Source organism: Agarivorans sp. QJM3NY_33, assembly GCF_050870865.2.
Lineage (GTDB): Bacteria > Pseudomonadota > Gammaproteobacteria > Enterobacterales > Celerinatantimonadaceae > Agarivorans.
Window position 1 is genome coordinate 2,446,808 of the sequence record NZ_CP194039.2, and the last position, 17,479, is coordinate 2,464,286.

Consider the following 17,479-nt stretch of genomic DNA (forward strand, 5'->3'; position numbering starts at 1 on the left):
TCAACAAAATTGTAACACTGAAATTCGATGCTTATGCCGAATAAGTGACCATAAGCGAAAAATTATTCACTATAAATGAATATAGTCTCACCTACATATTTTGCTCAAAAATCCATATTTTATTTGCGCTAAGTCAATTTTAGCACAAGTCCCTTTAATACTCTGATTTAACTGTTACTAACTTGCTAAAAGCGAGAAATGTTGCATAAAGCACAATTGCTTTCTTAACTTAGTTAGAGTAACTAGATATTTAAAGGACTGTCGAGAATAATACTACAAATTATGTTAAGGCTTGGTAACTTTTCACCATCCTATGTCACATTACAACTTAAGTCTGATGGGGAAGGGCGCGGCGATATTATATATTTATGAATTATTATTTGGTTCTCGGATTAATAGAAGATGAATATGAGAAAAAATATCGTGGTGTTGACTGGTGCCGGAGTATCTGCTGAATCGGGGATCCAAACGTTTCGCGATGCCGACGGTTTATGGGAGAAACATCGAGTAGAAGATGTTGCAACACCTGAAGCTTACATTCGAGATCCGGACTTTGTTGATCAGTTTTATAACTTACGCCGTCAGCAATTGCAGAATAAAATAGTTCACCCCAACGCGGCTCACTTTGCGTTGGCGGAATTAGAGCAACAAGAAAATATAGAATTGCTGCTGATTACTCAGAACATCGATGACCTGCACGAACGAGCAGGCAGCAAAAATGTTTTACATATGCATGGCGAGTTATTAAAGGCTCGTTGCCCAGTCTCCAATCAAACCACCGAATGGAAAGGGGATCTTGGTAAAAATGCATTGTGTACTTGCTGTCAGTTCCCAGCACGACTTAGGCCTCATGTCGTGTGGTTTGGAGAAATGCCCATCGGCCTTGACAAGATTTACCACCGACTTAGCCATTGTGATATATTTATTGCGATTGGTACCTCTGGACACGTTTTTCCAGCAGGAGGCTTCGTTCATGAAGCGGCTAGTCACGATGCAAGAACTATAGAATTAAACTTGGCCCCATCGGAAATGCAGAGTGAATTCGCTGAACGCTATTATGGTCCCGCTAGCGACTTGGTACCTCAGTTTTTGGGGCAATTATCACCTTAAAGAGAAACTGCTTGAAAAATAAAATATTAACGGCGTTGTTACTGTGCGCCTTAGTTGGCTGTGACAAAACACCGCAACAAGATCCTTCCGCCTTCGCTAAGGCTAAATTGCCTAATTTCCAATCAATAAGTGATGTTACAGAGAAAAAGCAGGCTTTTACTGATTTTATTTTGCCATTAGTTGATGTCAACAACCAACAATTACGAGAGCTTCGCCAACAACTAATTGGGTATCAAGAGTCTGCTTCAAACCACAAATTAAATAAGACTAAACTTAAGCGTGTTGAGCAACTGGCCAAAACATATCGGGTAGCGTTTGATTCTGATATCAATCGTGTTTTACAGCAACTATTAATGAAGGTTGATGTGATCCCGTCTGCTTTGGTTTTGGCGCAGGCAGCAAATGAATCGGCTTGGGGAACGTCTCGATTTGCCCGAGAAGGTAATAATCTGTTTGGTCAGTGGTGTTATACAAAAGGCTGCGGTTTGGTTCCATTAAGCCGGGTTAGTGGAGCCAGCCATGAGGTCCGAAAATTTACTTCGGTGTATCAATCGGTGAGCGCATATATGTTGAACCTCAACAGTAACCCTGCCTATTCGGATTTTCAGCAGTATCGACAGCAAGCGCGACAAACCGGTGCGCTTAATGCCATCGATCTTGCTTCACACCTTACAAATTACTCGGAACGTGGCGAAGCTTATGTCGAAGAACTAAAGAAGATGATACAAATTAATCAAAAATTATGGCCATCTTCTATCGCTGTCACTTCAAGCTAGATTACAATTCGACGATCTGAACAAGACTTGAAGATGGTTGGACTGCTGGACTGGTGTCCAGCTCAGGCTGATCAAATCCAATATCCCCGCCATCAATAATGCCACTATTACGGTCAATCGATTTAAAATCAAATTGTTGATGGTCAAGTAGATGAGAAGGGACGATATTTTGCACCGATCTAAACATAGATTCTACTCGTCCAGGGAACCTCTTTTCCCAATCATTGAGCATCTGTTTTATCGCTTGGCGCTGCAAATTTTCCTGAGATCCGCATAAATTACATGGAATAATTGGAAAGTTTTTTAATTCCGCATAACGTTGCATATCACTTTCTTTGCAATAAGCCATCGGTCTAATGACCACGTGTTTACCATCATCACTCACTAATTTTGGCGGCATTGTTTTAAGCTTCCCGCCATGAAACATATTTAGAAAAAGGGTTTCTAAGATGTCGTCGCGATGATGGCCTAAGCCGATTTTTGACGCGCCTAGTTCAGTTGCAGTACGGTATAAAATGCCACGACGTAAGCGTGAACATAAGGAACATGTTGTCTTTCCTTCAGGTATTTTGTCTTTTACGATGGAGTAGGTATCTTCTTCAACGATTTTATATTCAATACCTAAACTTGAAAGATATTCTGGCAAGATATGTTCTGGAAATCCCGGTTGCTTTTGGTCTAAATTCACCGCAATCACATCAAAATCGATCGGAGCATGGGCCCGAAGGTTCAGCAAAATATCTAACATGGCGTAACTGTCTTTACCACCAGATAGACAAACCATCACTTTGTCTCCCGCTTCTATCATGTTGTAATCGGCAATCGCTTGTCCAACATGACGACGGATCCGTTTTTGTAGTTTGTTATGGTTGTACTGTTGTTTTGCTGTAAATGACATGTCGTGTTCCCAATGAAAAAGCGGGGCTATTATATATCCCCGCTAACACGACGCAACTATTTAAACGACGCCTTATTTGGCGTTATTTTTGAAATGGACTCACAAAATTATCTGGTTTAAGTGCCAAAAGATCACAATCTAATTGATCAATTACGTGCTCAGCGGTGTTGCCGATCAAAGCTGCGCTAAATCCACTTCGACCAGAAGTACCCAAAATAACAATTTCAGCATCAATATTGTTAGCGACTTCTGGAATAACATCATCTGGTAAGCCTTCTTCAAGGTGTGTTTTCACTTCATGTTCAAAGTTTTGTTTTACAAAATCAGCCAAGGCTTTTTCGTGAAACTCTTTCACATTTTGGTTGTATTTTAAAGGATCAAAATCGGGTAACTCTATAGCGATATTCACTGGTGCTGAAGGATAGGCCGTTACGACATGAGCTGAAGCATCTAATAGATGACACAGATCTTTAGTTTCGTTGGCGATATTGAGATTAAGTTTATGATGATCTTCGTTTTCAGAACCAGCATGAATCGCCGCCAAAATTTTACCTTTGGTGGGCCATTGATGTTCTTTCACCATTAATACTGGAGTGGGGCATTTTCGTAAAATATGCCAATCATTTGGCGTGAAAATAATTGACTGTAAAGTTGGGTGCGGATGAGTCGCTTTAACCACTAAATCGTGACCAAAATCTAACACCTCTTGAATCACGCTTTCGTACAGGCGATTGTTCCATATCACTTTGGTTTCAACTTCAATACCATGAGTCTGGGTATTAGCCACGATATCTTGAAGCCAAACGTTACGCTCTTCGATCACCCCAGAACGCATCGCTTCCCGTTCTTCAATCGAGAGCATTGAAGTCATCTCATAAGAGAAATCATAGATAGTGAGTAGCGCTTTGATCTTGGCTTTATCTTCTTTGTTTGCTAAGAAAACAGCACGAGACAATGCCGCTTGAGAGTCGTGTAGGGGATCGATTACCACCAATATATTACGATACTTAATCATAAAGCAGCTCCTAGAATTTGTCTGGAATAGCTACTTAACTTTAGCTCATATTGTTGAAAATATATTAGAGGTGGTTAACACTGACCTCATTATTATGCAGTTGATTGATATAAATCAGGTCAGTGTTTTTAATAGCTTAGCTTGGTTTCGTGCCGGCCAAATGACGAAGCGCGTCACGATCGGTAATTGAAATATATTTACCCTTTACAGCGATCATGTCCGCTTTTTGGAAACGACCTAGGAGTCGAGAAATAGTCTCTACAGTTAAGCCCAAGTAGTTTCCGATATCGCCTCGAGTCATGGTTAAACGAAATTCGCGCGGAGAAAAACCACGTTCTGAAAAACGTTGTGATAAGCCATAAATAAAAGCAGCTAAACGCTCTTCTGCATTCTTTTTACTAAGCAACAAAATCATTTCTTGATCAGCGACAATTTCGTTGCTCATTAAACGCATCATTTGCCGACGCAATTTGGGCATGCTTGCAGAAAGTTCATCCATGGTATCAAATGGTATTTCACAAACCATTGATGTTTCAAGGGCTTGAGCGAAACTGGGATGGACTTGATTATTAATGGCATCAAAACCTACTAAATCTCCCGCTAGATGAAAACCGGTGATTTGTTCGTCGCCTTGCTCGGTGATTGTATAAGACTTAATTGTGCCCGAGCGAATAGCATACAAGCTTTTCAATTTGTCACCAGCAGCAAAAATTTCTTCGCCTTTTTGAATTGGTTTTTTTCTTTCAATAATGCTGTCTAAGCGATCGAGCTCAGTTTCATTTAATGAAAACGGGATACACAATTGTGCAATACTACAATCTTGGCAATGGATCTCACATCCACCGGTTTGGATTCTTTGATTGGCTTTTGGGTTAATGCTCATACTCAAACTATGCTACTGGAGTTCGAGGCAATTCTACTCTTTCTGTAAGTCATTTTCTATAGTTATTGCTACAACAATGTAACAACTTGATATAGTCCTAAACTAAATACCATTAAGCCGGAACAAATCTGTAGATAGCGGTTGGCTAATATTCGAGTGAGTTTTTGGCCCAACATCACGGCGAGCAACATCACACTGAAGGTTCCTAAACCAAAACAGAACATCACTATCGCCCCATTAAACCAATTTGCCTGGCTAGCACTTAAAGTCAAATTGGAATAAACCAAACCACAAGGTAGCCATCCCCATAACATGCCCAAAGGTAAGCTGGCCAAAGGATGTTTAATCGCCATTACCTTACTCGCTGTTGGTTGAATTTTACCCCACAATCCCCGGCCTAAGGCTTCAATCGGCGAAAGTACAGAAAACCAACGGGTGAGATGGATCCCCAGTAGGATCAACATAATGGCAGCGAGCCATTGCAATAAGAAAAGTAACTGGAATGAAGAATGAACCAGACTTATAGCCTGAAAAGAACCAGCAACAAAGGCGCCTGCTATTGAATAACTTATAATTCGCCCAAAGTTAAAACCTAGGCTAAGCAAAAATTTTGAGCTATTGTCGCTCACTCGGCTACCGAGTATACAAGCGATACCACCACACATCGCAACACAGTGGCTTGCTCCAAGTAAGCCGGTAATAAAAGCAGCCAAGTAATCAGAGTGCATCGTTGTCATGCTGTTTTTTGCTCTTGTCAGAGTTTTTTTCATCAAACAATATATTTACGCCCTGACGATCCAAATCTTCAAACTGCTCACTTTTAACCGCCCAAAAAAAAGCGCCGATCCCTGCAGCTATAAAAATTAAGGCGATAGGAATTAATACAAAAATGATAGACATTATTTATTTAGCCTTAAGGAGTTAGTTAAAACTGCCAGCGAAGATAAAGACATCCCAATAGCGGCCATGTATGGCGTCACCCAACCAGCGGCGGCTAAAGGCAAGATAAGAGCATTATATCCCAGCGCCCAAGCGAGGTTTTGAGTAATAATTGTTTTTGTTCGCTTGGCAAGGTCAATTGCCGTTAATAAAGTGCACAGCTTACTGCCCAGTAGAACTGCATCGGCACTAGATTTTGCAACATCCGTCCCCAAACCCATGGCAATCGATAGCGGTGACGCAGCTAACACGGGGCCATCATTCACGCCATCGCCCAACATCAGTAAGTGGGGATAATGCATACATTTTTGCTGCACCAATTTCAACTTATCTTGAGGCAGGGCACCGCTCATCACATCATCGATGGCAAGTTGCTCTGCTACAAACGCAACTTGTCCTGAGTCATCACCAGTTAACATGGTTAAGCTAATGCCTCGTTTACGAAGACCTTCTGAAAATAGTTTAGCATCTGCCTTTATTACGTCGGACAAATAAATGCGTGCCGCAAGCTGATTGTCACAGCATAAAACTAACTCTAACATTCCGGGTTGATGAATGGACCTTTGCTTGCAGAAAGACGCTTTGCCAAGCGTGAAATGGCGACCCTCAATGCTTCCTTCTAATCCCAAGCCTGTATGGTGTATAAGTTGAGTAGCATTCAAATCGTTGAAATGTGCAAAAGCTTGGGCAATTGGGTGAGAGCTTTGTCTTTCTAAAGCACCAGCGAAGTTCAACACCTGCTGTTTTGTAAAACTAGGCTCACAAATAACTTGAGAGATGGTTAAATTGCCTTCGGTCAGAGTCCCAGTTTTATCTGAGACGACGGTGGTCAGTTTGGCTAAAGTTTCTAATACGTGTCCTCGCTTGACCAATAGACCATTCTTTGACAACTGATGCGTCGCAGCAGTCAATGCGGCAGGGGTGGCTAACGATAAGGCGCAGGGGCAGGTTGCGACTAATACTGCAAGCGTGATCCAAAAGGCGTTTTGTGGCGAATAATAGTGCCAAAAAGTATAAGTTGCGGCCGCTATTAGTAATAAACCAAAAATAAAGTAACGTGCAACCTGATCTGCAATGGTCGCTATTTTAGGCTTTTCGCTTTGCGCCTGTTCTTGTAAGCGTAATATATTTGCGACAAAGGTATTCTGAGCCACTGCCCGAACCCTCAAGTGGACCGTTTGCTCGTGATTAATCGTGCCCGCATATACCCTATCATTTAAACGTCTGTTTACCGGTAAAGATTCTCCAGTAAGCGAAGACTCGTCGAAATCACTTTCGCCAAAGCAAATATCACCATCAGCAGCGACCGCTTCGCCCGGCATGATCACAATACGCTCACCAACTTTTAATTGGCTTGCTGCGACTCTTTCTTGACTGCCATCATCGCGTAAACGCTGTGCTAACTTAGGGATCAACTTCAATAGGTTGGAACTGGTTTCACTGGATTTTCGTCTCGCTCTAAGTTCCAGCAAACGACCTAATAATAAGAAGAATGTAAACATTGACACCGATTCAAAATAAACCTCGCCGGTTCCTTTCAAGGTGGCATAAAAAGAGGCGCTATACGCGCTTAGTAACGCAATAGAGACTGGAACATCCATATTCAGCGTCTTGGCTTTTAAACTGCGATAAGCACCAAAGTAAAATGGTTGAGCAGAAAAAAGCAATACCGGCGTTGCCATAATTAGGCTCACCCAACGAAAGTAATCCCGATACAGCAAATCCATTTCATCTAAAAAATCGCCATACAAGGCAATTGCAAACATCATCACCTGCATACTCGCAAGGCCCGCCACTCCGAGTTTAAGTAGATGACTGCGGTAAAGCTTACGGTCTATCTTTTCTTGTTCATCCGTTTGAAAGGGAGTGGCTTGATAACCAATATGCTGAACAGCATTTAACAACTGACTCAGTTTTACTTGTTGGTCGTCCCACAGCAACGTGGCGCGTTGCGTGGTAGAGTTCACATGAATTTTGTGAACCCCACCCATTTGTGATAACTGTTTCTCAATTAACCATGCACAAGCGGCACAACTAATACCTTCGATAGACAGCAATACTTCTTTATATTGTTCAGTATTTGCAACAAACTCTAATTGAACGTTCTCATCATCATATTCGAGCATCTTCATCAAGGCGCTTGGCACCAGATCTTGCGCGCTGGGCGCTGCTGCTGTGCGATGTTTATAATAATCTTCTAAGCCACTATCGATAATGGTTTTAGCAACCGCGGCGCAACCCTGACAACACATTGGTTGTGGCTTGCCCAAAATCATTACATCTAGCTTAAAACCTTTAGGAATTAATTCATTACAATGAAAACAGTGACTCCCTTTATTGGCCATCAATCTCTTCTACCTTATACAGCGGTAGTTGTAGTTCTTCTTGTAAACGCCAGCTATCGTCCATTGGACTAACACTAATAAACCAGCGACTATCATCGGTTAAGTCATCCCCAAAACGATATAAGCCATTTGCATCGGCGGTCACAATATAGTTGCGATCGTACTTAGCTAAAGTCTTATGGGCTAAAGCGATTTTTAAAGGTTGGTTTTTAATCGTATCGGGTAGATCTATGTTCAGAATAAGACCTGAAGCAACTTGGCTTAATTTCGCTGTAATATTTAGTTCTTGTGCTCGGTGAAGCAAAGAAAGGTCAGCGTTAATGGCTTTACCTTTTTTATAATAAGACTCAACCACCAGGTCGTTGTTGCTTGTCAGTGCTAGATACAGAGTATAAAAACTCGCGACAACTGCACACATGGGAAGAGTAATCAAGAACCAAGGCCAAAACTGTTTGTACCATGCTTGTTGCATAAGGATAGGATTCCAGAAATAAGAGGGTTTAAATATAACAAAAAAAGCGACGCGAAAGCGTCGCCTTTAATAAGTTTTTAGTTTATTCAGTTTTAGAAAGCTGATAAACATAAGCAGAAATAAGCTGGATCTTATCTTCGCCTAGAATATCCTTCCACGCAGGCATCACACCGTTACGGCCATAACGTAGGGTTTGTTCAACCGCCCGTTTAGAACCGCCATATAACCAAATGCTATCCGTTAAATTCGGTGCACCGACCGCCTGACCACCAGTTCCATCAGCACCGTGACAAGCGGCACAAATAACGAACCGACTTTTACCATTCGCCGCATCAACGTCATTCACCTTACGTCCCGATAAGCTTAATACGTATGCAGTGACATCTCTGATACCATCGTCACCCAAAACGGCTTCCCAGGTTGGCATTTGCCCTTGGCGACCATTCATGATGGTTGTTTTAATGGTTTCACCACTACCACCATATAGCCAGTCATTATCGGTCAAATTGGGGAAACCCTTCCCGCCACGAGCCGAAGCACCATGACATTGAGAACAGTTTTGTAAGAATAAACGTTGTCCAATCTTAATCGCATCAGGATCGGTTGATAACTCTTCCACGCTGCGATACTCACCAGAATCGTTATATGCAACTTTGCGAAAAACTTCGCCAAAACGTTGGTCTGCTTTACCCATTTCATTGTGGTATTGGTTGGCAACCGTTCCATCATAAGCCGCTTCACGTTGTTGACCTTCAGCGATAGTTTTGATGTCTTTTTCGGCACTTTTCCAACCAAATAGGCCTTCCCAATTTCCTAAACCAGGGTAAAGCGCTAAGTAACCCAATGAATAAATAATGGTTGCAAGAAATAGATAGGTCCACCATTTCGGAAGAGGGTTGTTTAATTCCTCAATTCCGTCAAAGCTGTGGCCCATTGATTCGCCTTCTTTAACCCCAGTATCATTTTTTGTGAAAGTCCTTAATAACCAATAGCATCCAGCGATACTACCTAGGGTTATTACCGTAATCCACACGCTCCAAAATGTTGTCATTTTTTCTGTGCTCCTTCAAAATCCTTTTCGAGCTTAGTTGCCGGTTCATCGGCAAACACTAAGTTAGCGGCCTCAGAAAAATCTTTATTCCGTTTTTTACTATAAGCCCAAGCAATAATGCCAAAGAAAATAGCCATCAAGAACGCAGTGTAAAGGCCACTGAATGTGCCAAAGTCCATAACTAACTCCTTATTTCAGTGCAGTACCTAACACTTGTAGATAAGCAATAAGTGCTTCGATTTCTGTTTTACCTTGAACCGCTGCTGCTGCGCCGTCGATATCGGCATCGGTATAGGGAACACCAAATTGGTTTCTAAATAGGCTTAATTTTTTACTGGTCAATGAGCTATCAACCATATTTTCAGCCAACCAAGGGAATCCCGGCATATTCGATTCTGGAACCACATCCCGCGGATTCATTAAGTGTACATGATGCCACTGGTCTGAATAACGTTGACCAACTCGTGCTAAATCAGGACCTGTCCGTTTAGAACCCCATAAAAAGGGATGTTCCCAAACACTTTCGCCAGCCACTGAGTAATGGCCATAACGTTCGGTCTCTGACCTAAATGGACGAATCATCTGACTATGACAGTTATTACAGCCTTCGCGAATATAGATATCGCGACCTTCCATTTGCAAAGCAGTGTAGGGCACTAAACCTTCAACTGGCTCGGTCGTTTCAGGTTGAAAGATTAACGGCGTAATTTGCACCAAACCACCAAAGCTGATGGCAATAACGATGAAAATAGCAAGTAGGCCTATATTTTTTTCGATTAACTCGTGCTTCATGTTATGCCTCCTATGCCTGCTCGATGGCTTCTAATGAGCCTTTCTCGGCGAAAATAGTCTTGTAGGCGTTATATGCCATAACCAACATGCCAGAAAGGAAGAATAGGCCACCAATAAAGCGGACAATATAGAATGGGTAAGACGCTTGCAGCGATTCAACGAAAGAATAAGTTAAGGTACCGTCTTCGTTGACTGCGCGCCACATTAGACCTTGCATAACACCAGAAATCCACATCGCAACGATGTACAAAACCACGCCAATGGTTGCTAACCAGAAATGCACGTTGATTAATTTAACGCTATGCATGCGACTTTGGCCAAACAACACAGGAATAAGGTGGTAAATACTGCCTATCGATACCATGGCCACCCAACCTAAAGCGCCGGAGTGAACATGACCAATGGTCCAGTCAGTGTAGTGAGATAAGGCGTTCACCGTTTTAATCGCCATCATCGGACCTTCAAAGGTGGACATACCATAGAAAGACAATGAAACAATAAGAAACCGTAAAATAGGGTCATAACGCAACTTATGCCAAGCACCCGACAAGGTCATAATACCGTTAATCATACCGCCCCAAGAGGGGGCAAATAGAATCAAAGACATAACCATACCAAGCGATTGCGCCCAATCAGGTAGCGCAGTGTAATGAAGATGGTGAGGGCCAGCCCAAATATAAATAGAGATTAACGCCCAAAAATGCACAATCGATAAACGATAACTATAAACCGGACGCCCAGCTTGTTTCGGTACGAAATAGTACATCATACCTAAGAAACCAGCGGTAAGTAAGAAGCCTACGGCATTGTGGCCATACCACCACTGCACCATGGCATCAACTGCACCCGCATAAACCGAATAGGACTTGGTCATCGTTAACGGTATGGCAGCATTATTAACGATGTGCAGCACCGCAACCGTGATAATAAAGGCACCAAAAAACCAGTTTGCCACATAAATGTGAGACGTTTTTCTCTTCACGATCGTGCCAAAAAACACGATGCCATATACCACCCATACCACAGCGATTGCGATATCGATAGGCCACTCAAGTTCGGCATACTCTTTAGAGGACGTTAAGCCCATCGGCAAGGTGATTGCGGCTGACAAAATAATAGCTTGCCACCCCCAAAATACGAAGGCGGCGAGGGAACCGCCAAATAACCGGGTTTGACAGGTACGCTGTACCACATAAAAAGAACAGGCCATTAATGCACTGGTACCAAATGCAAAAATTACCGCATTGGTATGAAGTGGGCGGAGTCGGCTATAGGTTAGCCATGGGGTATCGAAATTTAGTGCGGGCCAAACTAATTGCGCTGCAATTAATACCCCAACACTCATTCCAACTATACCCCAAACAATGGTCATTACAGTGAATTGGCGTACAACCGTATAGTTGTAGTCCAATTCTGTGCTAGCTGCTTGGTTCATAAATAGATGCTTCCGTTGCTATTATTATTTGTTAAAGCGAGTTAAATGCGGGTGCATTAACAAAATGGAACGACATGCTAGTTTAACGAATGATTGCGCAGAGTCCTCAAACACCAACGCTAAACTAACCGCAAGATCATACTTGATCGATACAGCAAATAACAGATTGAAAAACTAGTTATTTGCATACCTAAGCCAAATTATTAACAATTTCTTTCCAATCCATGTACTCCATTGATCTAGATCAATATTTATTTTTGGCTTTAAACTCACATCTTAATGACATTAACTGCCAACGAGCATAGTCAGCTCTTAAGCTTATCGCCTCTGCCTTTGTGAATGAATTTTACCCGAATTCATGAAATGCAAAAATTATATACGCTGATAGATTTAACATGAAAGTACCTCATCTTGTTACTGTATTGTTGATTTGATGACTATAGTTAAATTCAACACTTAAGTAGATCCGAATTTTCAGGAAGGGACATATGATGGAAAACCGAGCGACGATTCTGATTGTCGACGATACCCCTGAGAACATTGATGTATTAGCCGGTATTTTACGTGACGAATATAAACTACAAGTCGCTAGGAATGGCGACATGGCCCTCAAAATTGCGGCAAAAGCGAACAAACCAGATTTAATCTTATTAGACATTATGATGCCGGGGATTGATGGCTATGAAGTCTGCCATCGCCTCAAACAAGATCTTACCACGCGCCACATTCCCGTTATTTTTGTGACGGCCAAAATTACTCCTGCCGATGAGCTAAGAGGCCTTGAATTAGGTGCTGTAGACTACATCACCAAACCAGTTAGCCCACCAGTGGTTAAACTAAGAGTAAAAACTCAATTAGCACTGTTTAACCAAAACCGAGAGTTAGACAGAAAGGTAAAATTGCAGACGAGGGTTATTCATGATACCCGTTTACAAATAATTCAACGTTTAGGGCGAGCCGCAGAATATAAAGATAATGAAACCGGTATGCATGTAATACGGATGAGTTATTACGCTAAGATCCTAGCCCTAGCCGCTGGGATGAGCGAAGCGGACGCAGATATGCTCATGAACGCAGCGCCAATGCATGATATAGGTAAAATTGGGATACCAGATAAAATATTACAAAAACCGGGGAAATTAGACTCAGAAGAGTGGGCTATTATGAAAAGCCATGTCTATATTGGCGCCGAGATTCTTGGCAACAACGATAACCCAGAACTAATCGAACTTGCCAGAACCATTGTTCTAAGTCACCATGAAAAATGGGATGGTAGTGGCTATCCTCATGGGCTCACAACAGACTCCATCCCAATTGTTGGCAGGATCGTCGCAATTGCTGACGTATTTGACGCTTTAACATCTGCTCGCCCGTATAAGGAAGCCTGGCCTGTAGCCAAAGCCTTTGATTTACTTGAACAAGAATCCGGTAAGCACTTCGACCCTAAACTTGTCCCCTTATTTATTGCAGCAACCGATGAAATTCTAGAAGTGAAAGAAAAATTTAAGGAATCACCAGTGCATCAGCCTGAAAGCAAACAACAAGCTGACGTGCTTGCGTAAGGGTCGAAGGGAGGCAAGTTAAACTATGTGAGGCAATAACCAAAAGAGTAGGGGACAAAGCAGGATCACTCGGTCCCGAAGAATAAGGCTTAAAACTCTTTAGGCGCAAACCCCGTGACTTCTTTTACTCCCATTTCACGGCCAAGCGTTGTCATAGGGTGAACAACCACTAAACCCTTCACCGACTTCTTAAGCTTGCCCATATCTGCTTGTTCAGTCTTGGTGAGTACGCGACTGTAGGGTAGGCCTTTTATTTCCCCCCCTTTTTTACTCAACTGCTGAGTGTGCTGGCCTTTCACACTTTTCAAGCGTTTATTTAAAACTTCAATGGTGTGATTAAATTGCTGAATCATCACCTTATCTCCGCGCTCATGAGCGGCATTAAGTTTTCGCTTAGCTGAATCCAATTTATTGCTAATTTCTTGGATTTCTTTCTTTAAATTCATTACTGATCTCAATACAAATAAAATAGAACGTAAGACACATAGAGTTATTAGTGGTGCATTATAACAGTTCTAGTCGTTACCATTGTAAAAACATTTGTTTTTAAATCTACCGATGTTTAGACCCTGCATTGCCGATAATGCTATTTATCGGCAATTGCCATTTCATTGATTTTTAAGTAAAATCATTAATTTCTTCGAGACCGCTTATGCTAGAACTACCACCCGCCTTACCTTTATTTGATTCAGTTCATCATCTAGAAGATGGCAATGCTGAAGTGAACCTCTATTTAGCCAACATCACCATGAATGCGGTAAATGACGCGGCTTATGTTTATGAATTTGCTGTTGAGTGGTTGTTGGAGCAGCGTTTTAGCGAAAACAATTATAAAACCTACCGTAGTGAACTCACGACTTTTTTGCATTGGGCTTACAGCGTTGAACAAATCTCGGTAGGAGAAATCAAGCGCCGTAGCTTATCTAAATACATCGATTACTGTTGTAATCCGCCAAAGTATTTGGTGGCTTATCGTAATGTTGCGCAATTTGTACTCGACAAAGAACTAAAATTACGTCGTCCAAACCCAGCATGGCGACCGTTTCTAGGTAAAAAAAAGGACGGTGTCGAACAAAGCTATACTATTAGTGACAAAGCACTAAAAACAAAGCTGGCGATATTATCGTCATTTTATAGTTATCTGATTAACGAAGAATACAGCGAAATAAACCCAGCAATGATGCTGATGAAAAATGGCCGTTTTCGTTCCAGTAGCCAACACCTTGTTAGCCATGAAGATCAAGAAGATATTAAGTCCTTCAGCGACTTGCAGTGGTCTTATGTCATGAGTAGCGCAAAACAACTCGCCAAGATGAATCCACCAGAGAATGAACGTTTATTGTTTTTAGTTAGCCTTATTTACGGCTGTTATTTGCGAATATCGGAAGCTGCAGCGCGACCAGGATTTTCACCTGTCATGGGACAATTTCGCCGAGATAAAAAAACTGGAGTCTGGGGTTTTTTCATTCCTCGCAGCAAAGGTGGCAAAAAAAGAACCGTCGCAGTTTCTAAGCAACTACTTGCAGCGCTTAAACGTTATCGTTTATTTCTTGGTTTAACGCCATTACCAGTGCCGAGCGAAGATACACCTTTATTTGTTCGCCACCGAGCGCCAGGTAGAGGTCGCCAAAGCGGACTACTCAATGCGAACCTTGGGATAAGACAGTTGCGCGAACAAATATATATCGTGATCGAGCACGCCGCAGAGATAGCCGAAAAAGATGGCTTTACTCAAGATGCTTTAGAAATGCGCCAACTTACACCACACAGTATTCGTCATACGGGGATTTCTCACGATATTAATTTAGTAGGCCGACCATTGGCGCATGTGCAAGCCGACGCAGGCCACGATAGTATCGAAACAACTTCTCAATATCTTCATGTCTCCCGAGTAGAGCGTCACCAATCTGCAGAACATAAGCCTTTGGATCATTTAGCTGAAAACTGAGAATAACCACACTAGACTCATAAATCGTGTCAGATTATAAACTTACGCCCTTAGGGCGCATAATGTATATTATGTTAAATCGTAAATATAAAAACCACCATTAATCAATCTGACGCTTGTCATTATTTATCCTTATGGGTTTTTAAGCTCAGCATGCTAATACTCCCTAGAGCAAGTTTTTCCACTTTAAGTAACTGTACTTAAACCCTTTGGCATCTATATATTCTTAGCTATCAGTGAAGACTTCAGTAATCCACCTTTAGTAAACAATTTTGCAGAGAATTTGGGGGCTCTTCGCGCTTTGTATGCATCTAAGATCTGCTTGAGACCGGAAGCTTCGAGCAAGGAAATATTTACTTCAGTATCCATTTCGGCTGACTCAACAAAGTCATCCGAAAATGAAGGAGCGATGATAAGTACTTGAGCTACACGTTTACCAGTATTTTCACAGCGGTTTACGTAAGCTTTCACCTGGCGAGAAGTAGTTGAGTATTTGGCAAAATCACCGTTTTTGCATGTTTTTGCTTCGCCTACAATTACGTCATCGTCACTTAATGCAATAAGGATATCGGCTTTATCTTTGGCTGTATTAATCGAACGCCGTAAATCTTCGTCTACTTCCAGACCTAGTTGCTCAAAGATGGCCTTGGTAACTTCCTCAAATTTAACGCCAATTTCGGCTTCAGGTAGCTCAATTCCTTGCTTTTTGAGCTCTTGTAAATCTCTACGTGCTAGCACGTCATAGTTGTCTATCAACTTATCTGTCGCATCTGCAAAGCTTTCCAGAATGACGAGACGAGGGTTACCTCGCTTGCTTATGCCCATACTGTCTTTTACATCTTTTACTTCATCATTGGTCAGCATGTACAAAATGTCATGTGGCGTGATGCTTAAAGCTCTAAGCATGTCGACATCAATTTCGTCGTTATTTTCCAGCTCAAACTCTTGTCGCAGGCGTTTAGATAAAGGTGAAAAGTGAGCTTGTAACCCATTAAACAACTCTCGAAATCCTGTTGCGCTAAGCGAATTAAACTCAGCTTCTGTTGAACTATTTAAAGCAGATACGATGAGGTTGGTACGTTCTTCGATAGTCGAGCCGAGTTTATCGACCGTCAAATCGAGATCTACGATGAGTTGTTTGAGGCGCTCCTTACGTTCATTAAGCGCGGCATCAGTGCTAAACAAGTCGCTCTGTAAAAGCTGAGCACACGGTAAACACATATGCATTACGGTGCTTATTTTTTGTAAGCGCTCTACCCCACGGATTCGTTTTCCATGATTTTTAAGGATGTTTGACAGTTCTGCATCGCTGAATGTCCGCAAGATTCTCAGGACATGCTTATCCGCAAGATCTTTACCTAGCATGTTGTTAAGCATGGACACAATTTCATCTGGCACATAGACCATGTGGCGCTTTCGGCTGATAAACAGTAAGCCAATTTCGCGCAATGTGTTTAACGCATCTTGTACGCCAGTCTGGGGAATAGCATTTACTAAATGCTCTAGAGCAGATTTATCGTCGGATGTAATGTCAAGCTTGTGTGCGAGTAAATTTAGGACCCCTCGTTCGTCATCAGTAATTTTCGCTTCACGATTGTTTTTCTCATCGTTTGTGTAAGCTTCGCTGAGACATGAGAAATAAATATCCAATCTTTTCGATTCATCAAAGGCATCTTGCTCACTTGTTCTCTGCATGGTTTCCGCCAACTCTTTAGAACGTTGGTTAATAAGCTTCCACTCTTTTGTGTACAGCGACTCGATCCAGGAAATTCTAGCGATACAATTGCCATCTCGACTTAGTATGTTTACTAACAAAGATGCCTGAACTCCAAGCATTGCCAGCTGCGCTTTGACACTCTTTTCGTAATATGGGAGTACCAATTTGAACAGTTGCGTGATTTCACTACTAGAGGCGTTCTTTATCTGGCCATCTAGGTTTCGGACTCGACGAGCAAGCTCTTTATCGTGCTCTATAGCATCATTACAGATGCGATCAATGAAATTGATAAACTTAGATTTTTCGACTTGGTTGACAGCAGAGAGGATGTTCGCAAGCTTCATACAGAATGTCCTTATTCTTTCATGATTACGCAAACAACAATCTACCACTTTCTATGTGGTTATTGAATGGAAATAAAGGGTTAACACCTGTTATTGAATTTGCATCACAGTCCGGGGGTCGGCAAACAAGACACCCAAACTAACGAAACGTTTTTATAGTCTAAACTATCAATAGTCATTTATTTGGGGAGT

General features: G+C 41.9%; 17 protein-coding genes. 4 read left to right on the plus strand and 13 right to left on the minus strand.

Annotation, left to right across the window (positions count from 1 at the left end):
• The first annotated feature begins 408 nt into the window (after window positions 1-408).
• Entirely contained in the window at window positions 409-1,110 is a 702-nt protein-coding gene (gene cobB, locus ACRRSY_RS11000) for a Sir2 family NAD+-dependent deacetylase (RefSeq protein ID WP_432453081.1), read from the plus strand.
• Window positions 1,111-1,121: 11 nt separating this feature from the next.
• Complete coding sequence (locus ACRRSY_RS11005) at window positions 1,122-1,886, plus strand: glucosaminidase domain-containing protein (protein ID WP_432453083.1); 765 nt, start codon at window positions 1,122-1,124, stop codon at window positions 1,884-1,886.
• 1 nt (window position 1,887) lies between these two features.
• Here the strand turns inward: ACRRSY_RS11005 and ttcA are convergent, their stop codons facing one another.
• The 11 genes from ttcA to ccoN all read right to left on the minus strand — a co-directional run bounded on the left by ttcA (window position 1,888) and on the right by ccoN (window position 11,716).
• Window positions 1,888-2,784 (minus strand): tRNA 2-thiocytidine(32) synthetase TtcA, encoded by an 897-nt coding sequence (ttcA, locus tag ACRRSY_RS11010; RefSeq protein WP_432463171.1) that lies wholly within the window; start codon window positions 2,782-2,784, stop codon window positions 1,888-1,890.
• Window positions 2,785-2,866: 82 nt separating this feature from the next.
• Window positions 2,867-3,799, minus strand: a complete 933-nt coding sequence (gene uspE, locus ACRRSY_RS11015) for a universal stress protein UspE (RefSeq protein WP_432453085.1) — start codon at window positions 3,797-3,799, stop codon at window positions 2,867-2,869.
• Between the two features lie 136 nt (window positions 3,800-3,935).
• Window positions 3,936-4,682, minus strand: a complete 747-nt coding sequence (locus tag ACRRSY_RS11020) for an FNR family transcription factor (RefSeq protein WP_432453086.1) — start codon at window positions 4,680-4,682, stop codon at window positions 3,936-3,938.
• Window positions 4,683-4,750: 68 nt separating this feature from the next.
• Entirely contained in the window at window positions 4,751-5,419 is a 669-nt protein-coding gene (locus tag ACRRSY_RS11025) for a sulfite exporter TauE/SafE family protein (protein WP_432463172.1), read from the minus strand.
• A complete protein-coding gene (ccoS, locus tag ACRRSY_RS11030; RefSeq protein WP_432463173.1) occupies window positions 5,400-5,582 on the minus strand; it encodes a cbb3-type cytochrome oxidase assembly protein CcoS in 183 nt (60 codons plus the stop codon). Before ccoS ends, ACRRSY_RS11025 begins: the two co-directional genes overlap by 20 nt.
• Window positions 5,582-7,966 (minus strand): heavy metal translocating P-type ATPase, encoded by a 2,385-nt coding sequence (locus tag ACRRSY_RS11035; RefSeq protein ID WP_432463174.1) that lies wholly within the window; start codon window positions 7,964-7,966, stop codon window positions 5,582-5,584. The genes ccoS and ACRRSY_RS11035 overlap by 1 nt, the downstream gene beginning before the upstream one ends.
• Window positions 7,956-8,438, minus strand: a complete 483-nt coding sequence (locus tag ACRRSY_RS11040) for a FixH family protein (protein ID WP_432453092.1) — start codon at window positions 8,436-8,438, stop codon at window positions 7,956-7,958. The genes ACRRSY_RS11035 and ACRRSY_RS11040 overlap by 11 nt, the downstream gene beginning before the upstream one ends.
• 82 nt (window positions 8,439-8,520) lie before the next feature.
• Window positions 8,521-9,489, minus strand: a complete 969-nt coding sequence (ccoP, locus tag ACRRSY_RS11045; RefSeq protein ID WP_432453094.1) for a cytochrome-c oxidase, cbb3-type subunit III — start codon at window positions 9,487-9,489, stop codon at window positions 8,521-8,523.
• Window positions 9,486-9,668 carry a cbb3-type cytochrome oxidase subunit 3 gene (locus ACRRSY_RS11050; RefSeq protein WP_432453095.1) on the minus strand — a complete coding sequence of 61 codons (183 nt, stop codon included), beginning with the start codon at window positions 9,666-9,668 and terminating at the stop codon, window positions 9,486-9,488. Before ACRRSY_RS11050 ends, ccoP begins: the two co-directional genes overlap by 4 nt.
• A 10-nt stretch (window positions 9,669-9,678) precedes the next feature.
• Window positions 9,679-10,281 (minus strand): cytochrome-c oxidase, cbb3-type subunit II, encoded by a 603-nt coding sequence (ccoO, locus tag ACRRSY_RS11055; RefSeq protein ID WP_432453096.1) that lies wholly within the window; start codon window positions 10,279-10,281, stop codon window positions 9,679-9,681.
• Between the two features lie 10 nt (window positions 10,282-10,291).
• The gene (gene ccoN / locus ACRRSY_RS11060) at window positions 10,292-11,716 is read right to left on the minus strand and encodes a cytochrome-c oxidase, cbb3-type subunit I (RefSeq protein WP_432453097.1); all 1,425 of its coding nucleotides are present in this window, start codon (window positions 11,714-11,716) and stop codon (window positions 10,292-10,294) included.
• A 491-nt stretch (window positions 11,717-12,207) separates the two neighbouring features.
• Here ccoN and ACRRSY_RS11065 point away from each other — a divergent pair, with 491 nt between their 5' ends.
• Window positions 12,208-13,278: an HD-GYP domain-containing protein gene (locus tag ACRRSY_RS11065; RefSeq protein WP_432464716.1), complete on the plus strand. Its 1,071-nt coding sequence runs from the start codon at window positions 12,208-12,210 to the stop codon at window positions 13,276-13,278.
• An 89-nt stretch (window positions 13,279-13,367) separates the two neighbouring features.
• On the opposite strand, the gene ACRRSY_RS11070 is transcribed toward ACRRSY_RS11065, so the two are convergent.
• Window positions 13,368-13,724, minus strand: coding sequence for a YibL family ribosome-associated protein (locus ACRRSY_RS11070; RefSeq protein WP_432453099.1), 357 nt, complete (start codon window positions 13,722-13,724; stop codon window positions 13,368-13,370).
• A 206-nt stretch (window positions 13,725-13,930) separates the two neighbouring features.
• Between ACRRSY_RS11070 and ACRRSY_RS11075 the strand changes: the two genes are divergently transcribed.
• Window positions 13,931-15,226 carry a tyrosine-type recombinase/integrase gene (locus tag ACRRSY_RS11075; RefSeq protein ID WP_432463175.1) on the plus strand — a complete coding sequence of 432 codons (1,296 nt, stop codon included), beginning with the start codon at window positions 13,931-13,933 and terminating at the stop codon, window positions 15,224-15,226.
• Window positions 15,227-15,442: 216 nt separating this feature from the next.
• Here the strand turns inward: ACRRSY_RS11075 and ACRRSY_RS11080 are convergent, their stop codons facing one another.
• Complete coding sequence (locus ACRRSY_RS11080; protein ID WP_432453101.1) at window positions 15,443-17,287, minus strand: hypothetical protein; 1,845 nt, start codon at window positions 17,285-17,287, stop codon at window positions 15,443-15,445.
• Between the last annotated feature and the right edge of the window lie 192 nt (window positions 17,288-17,479).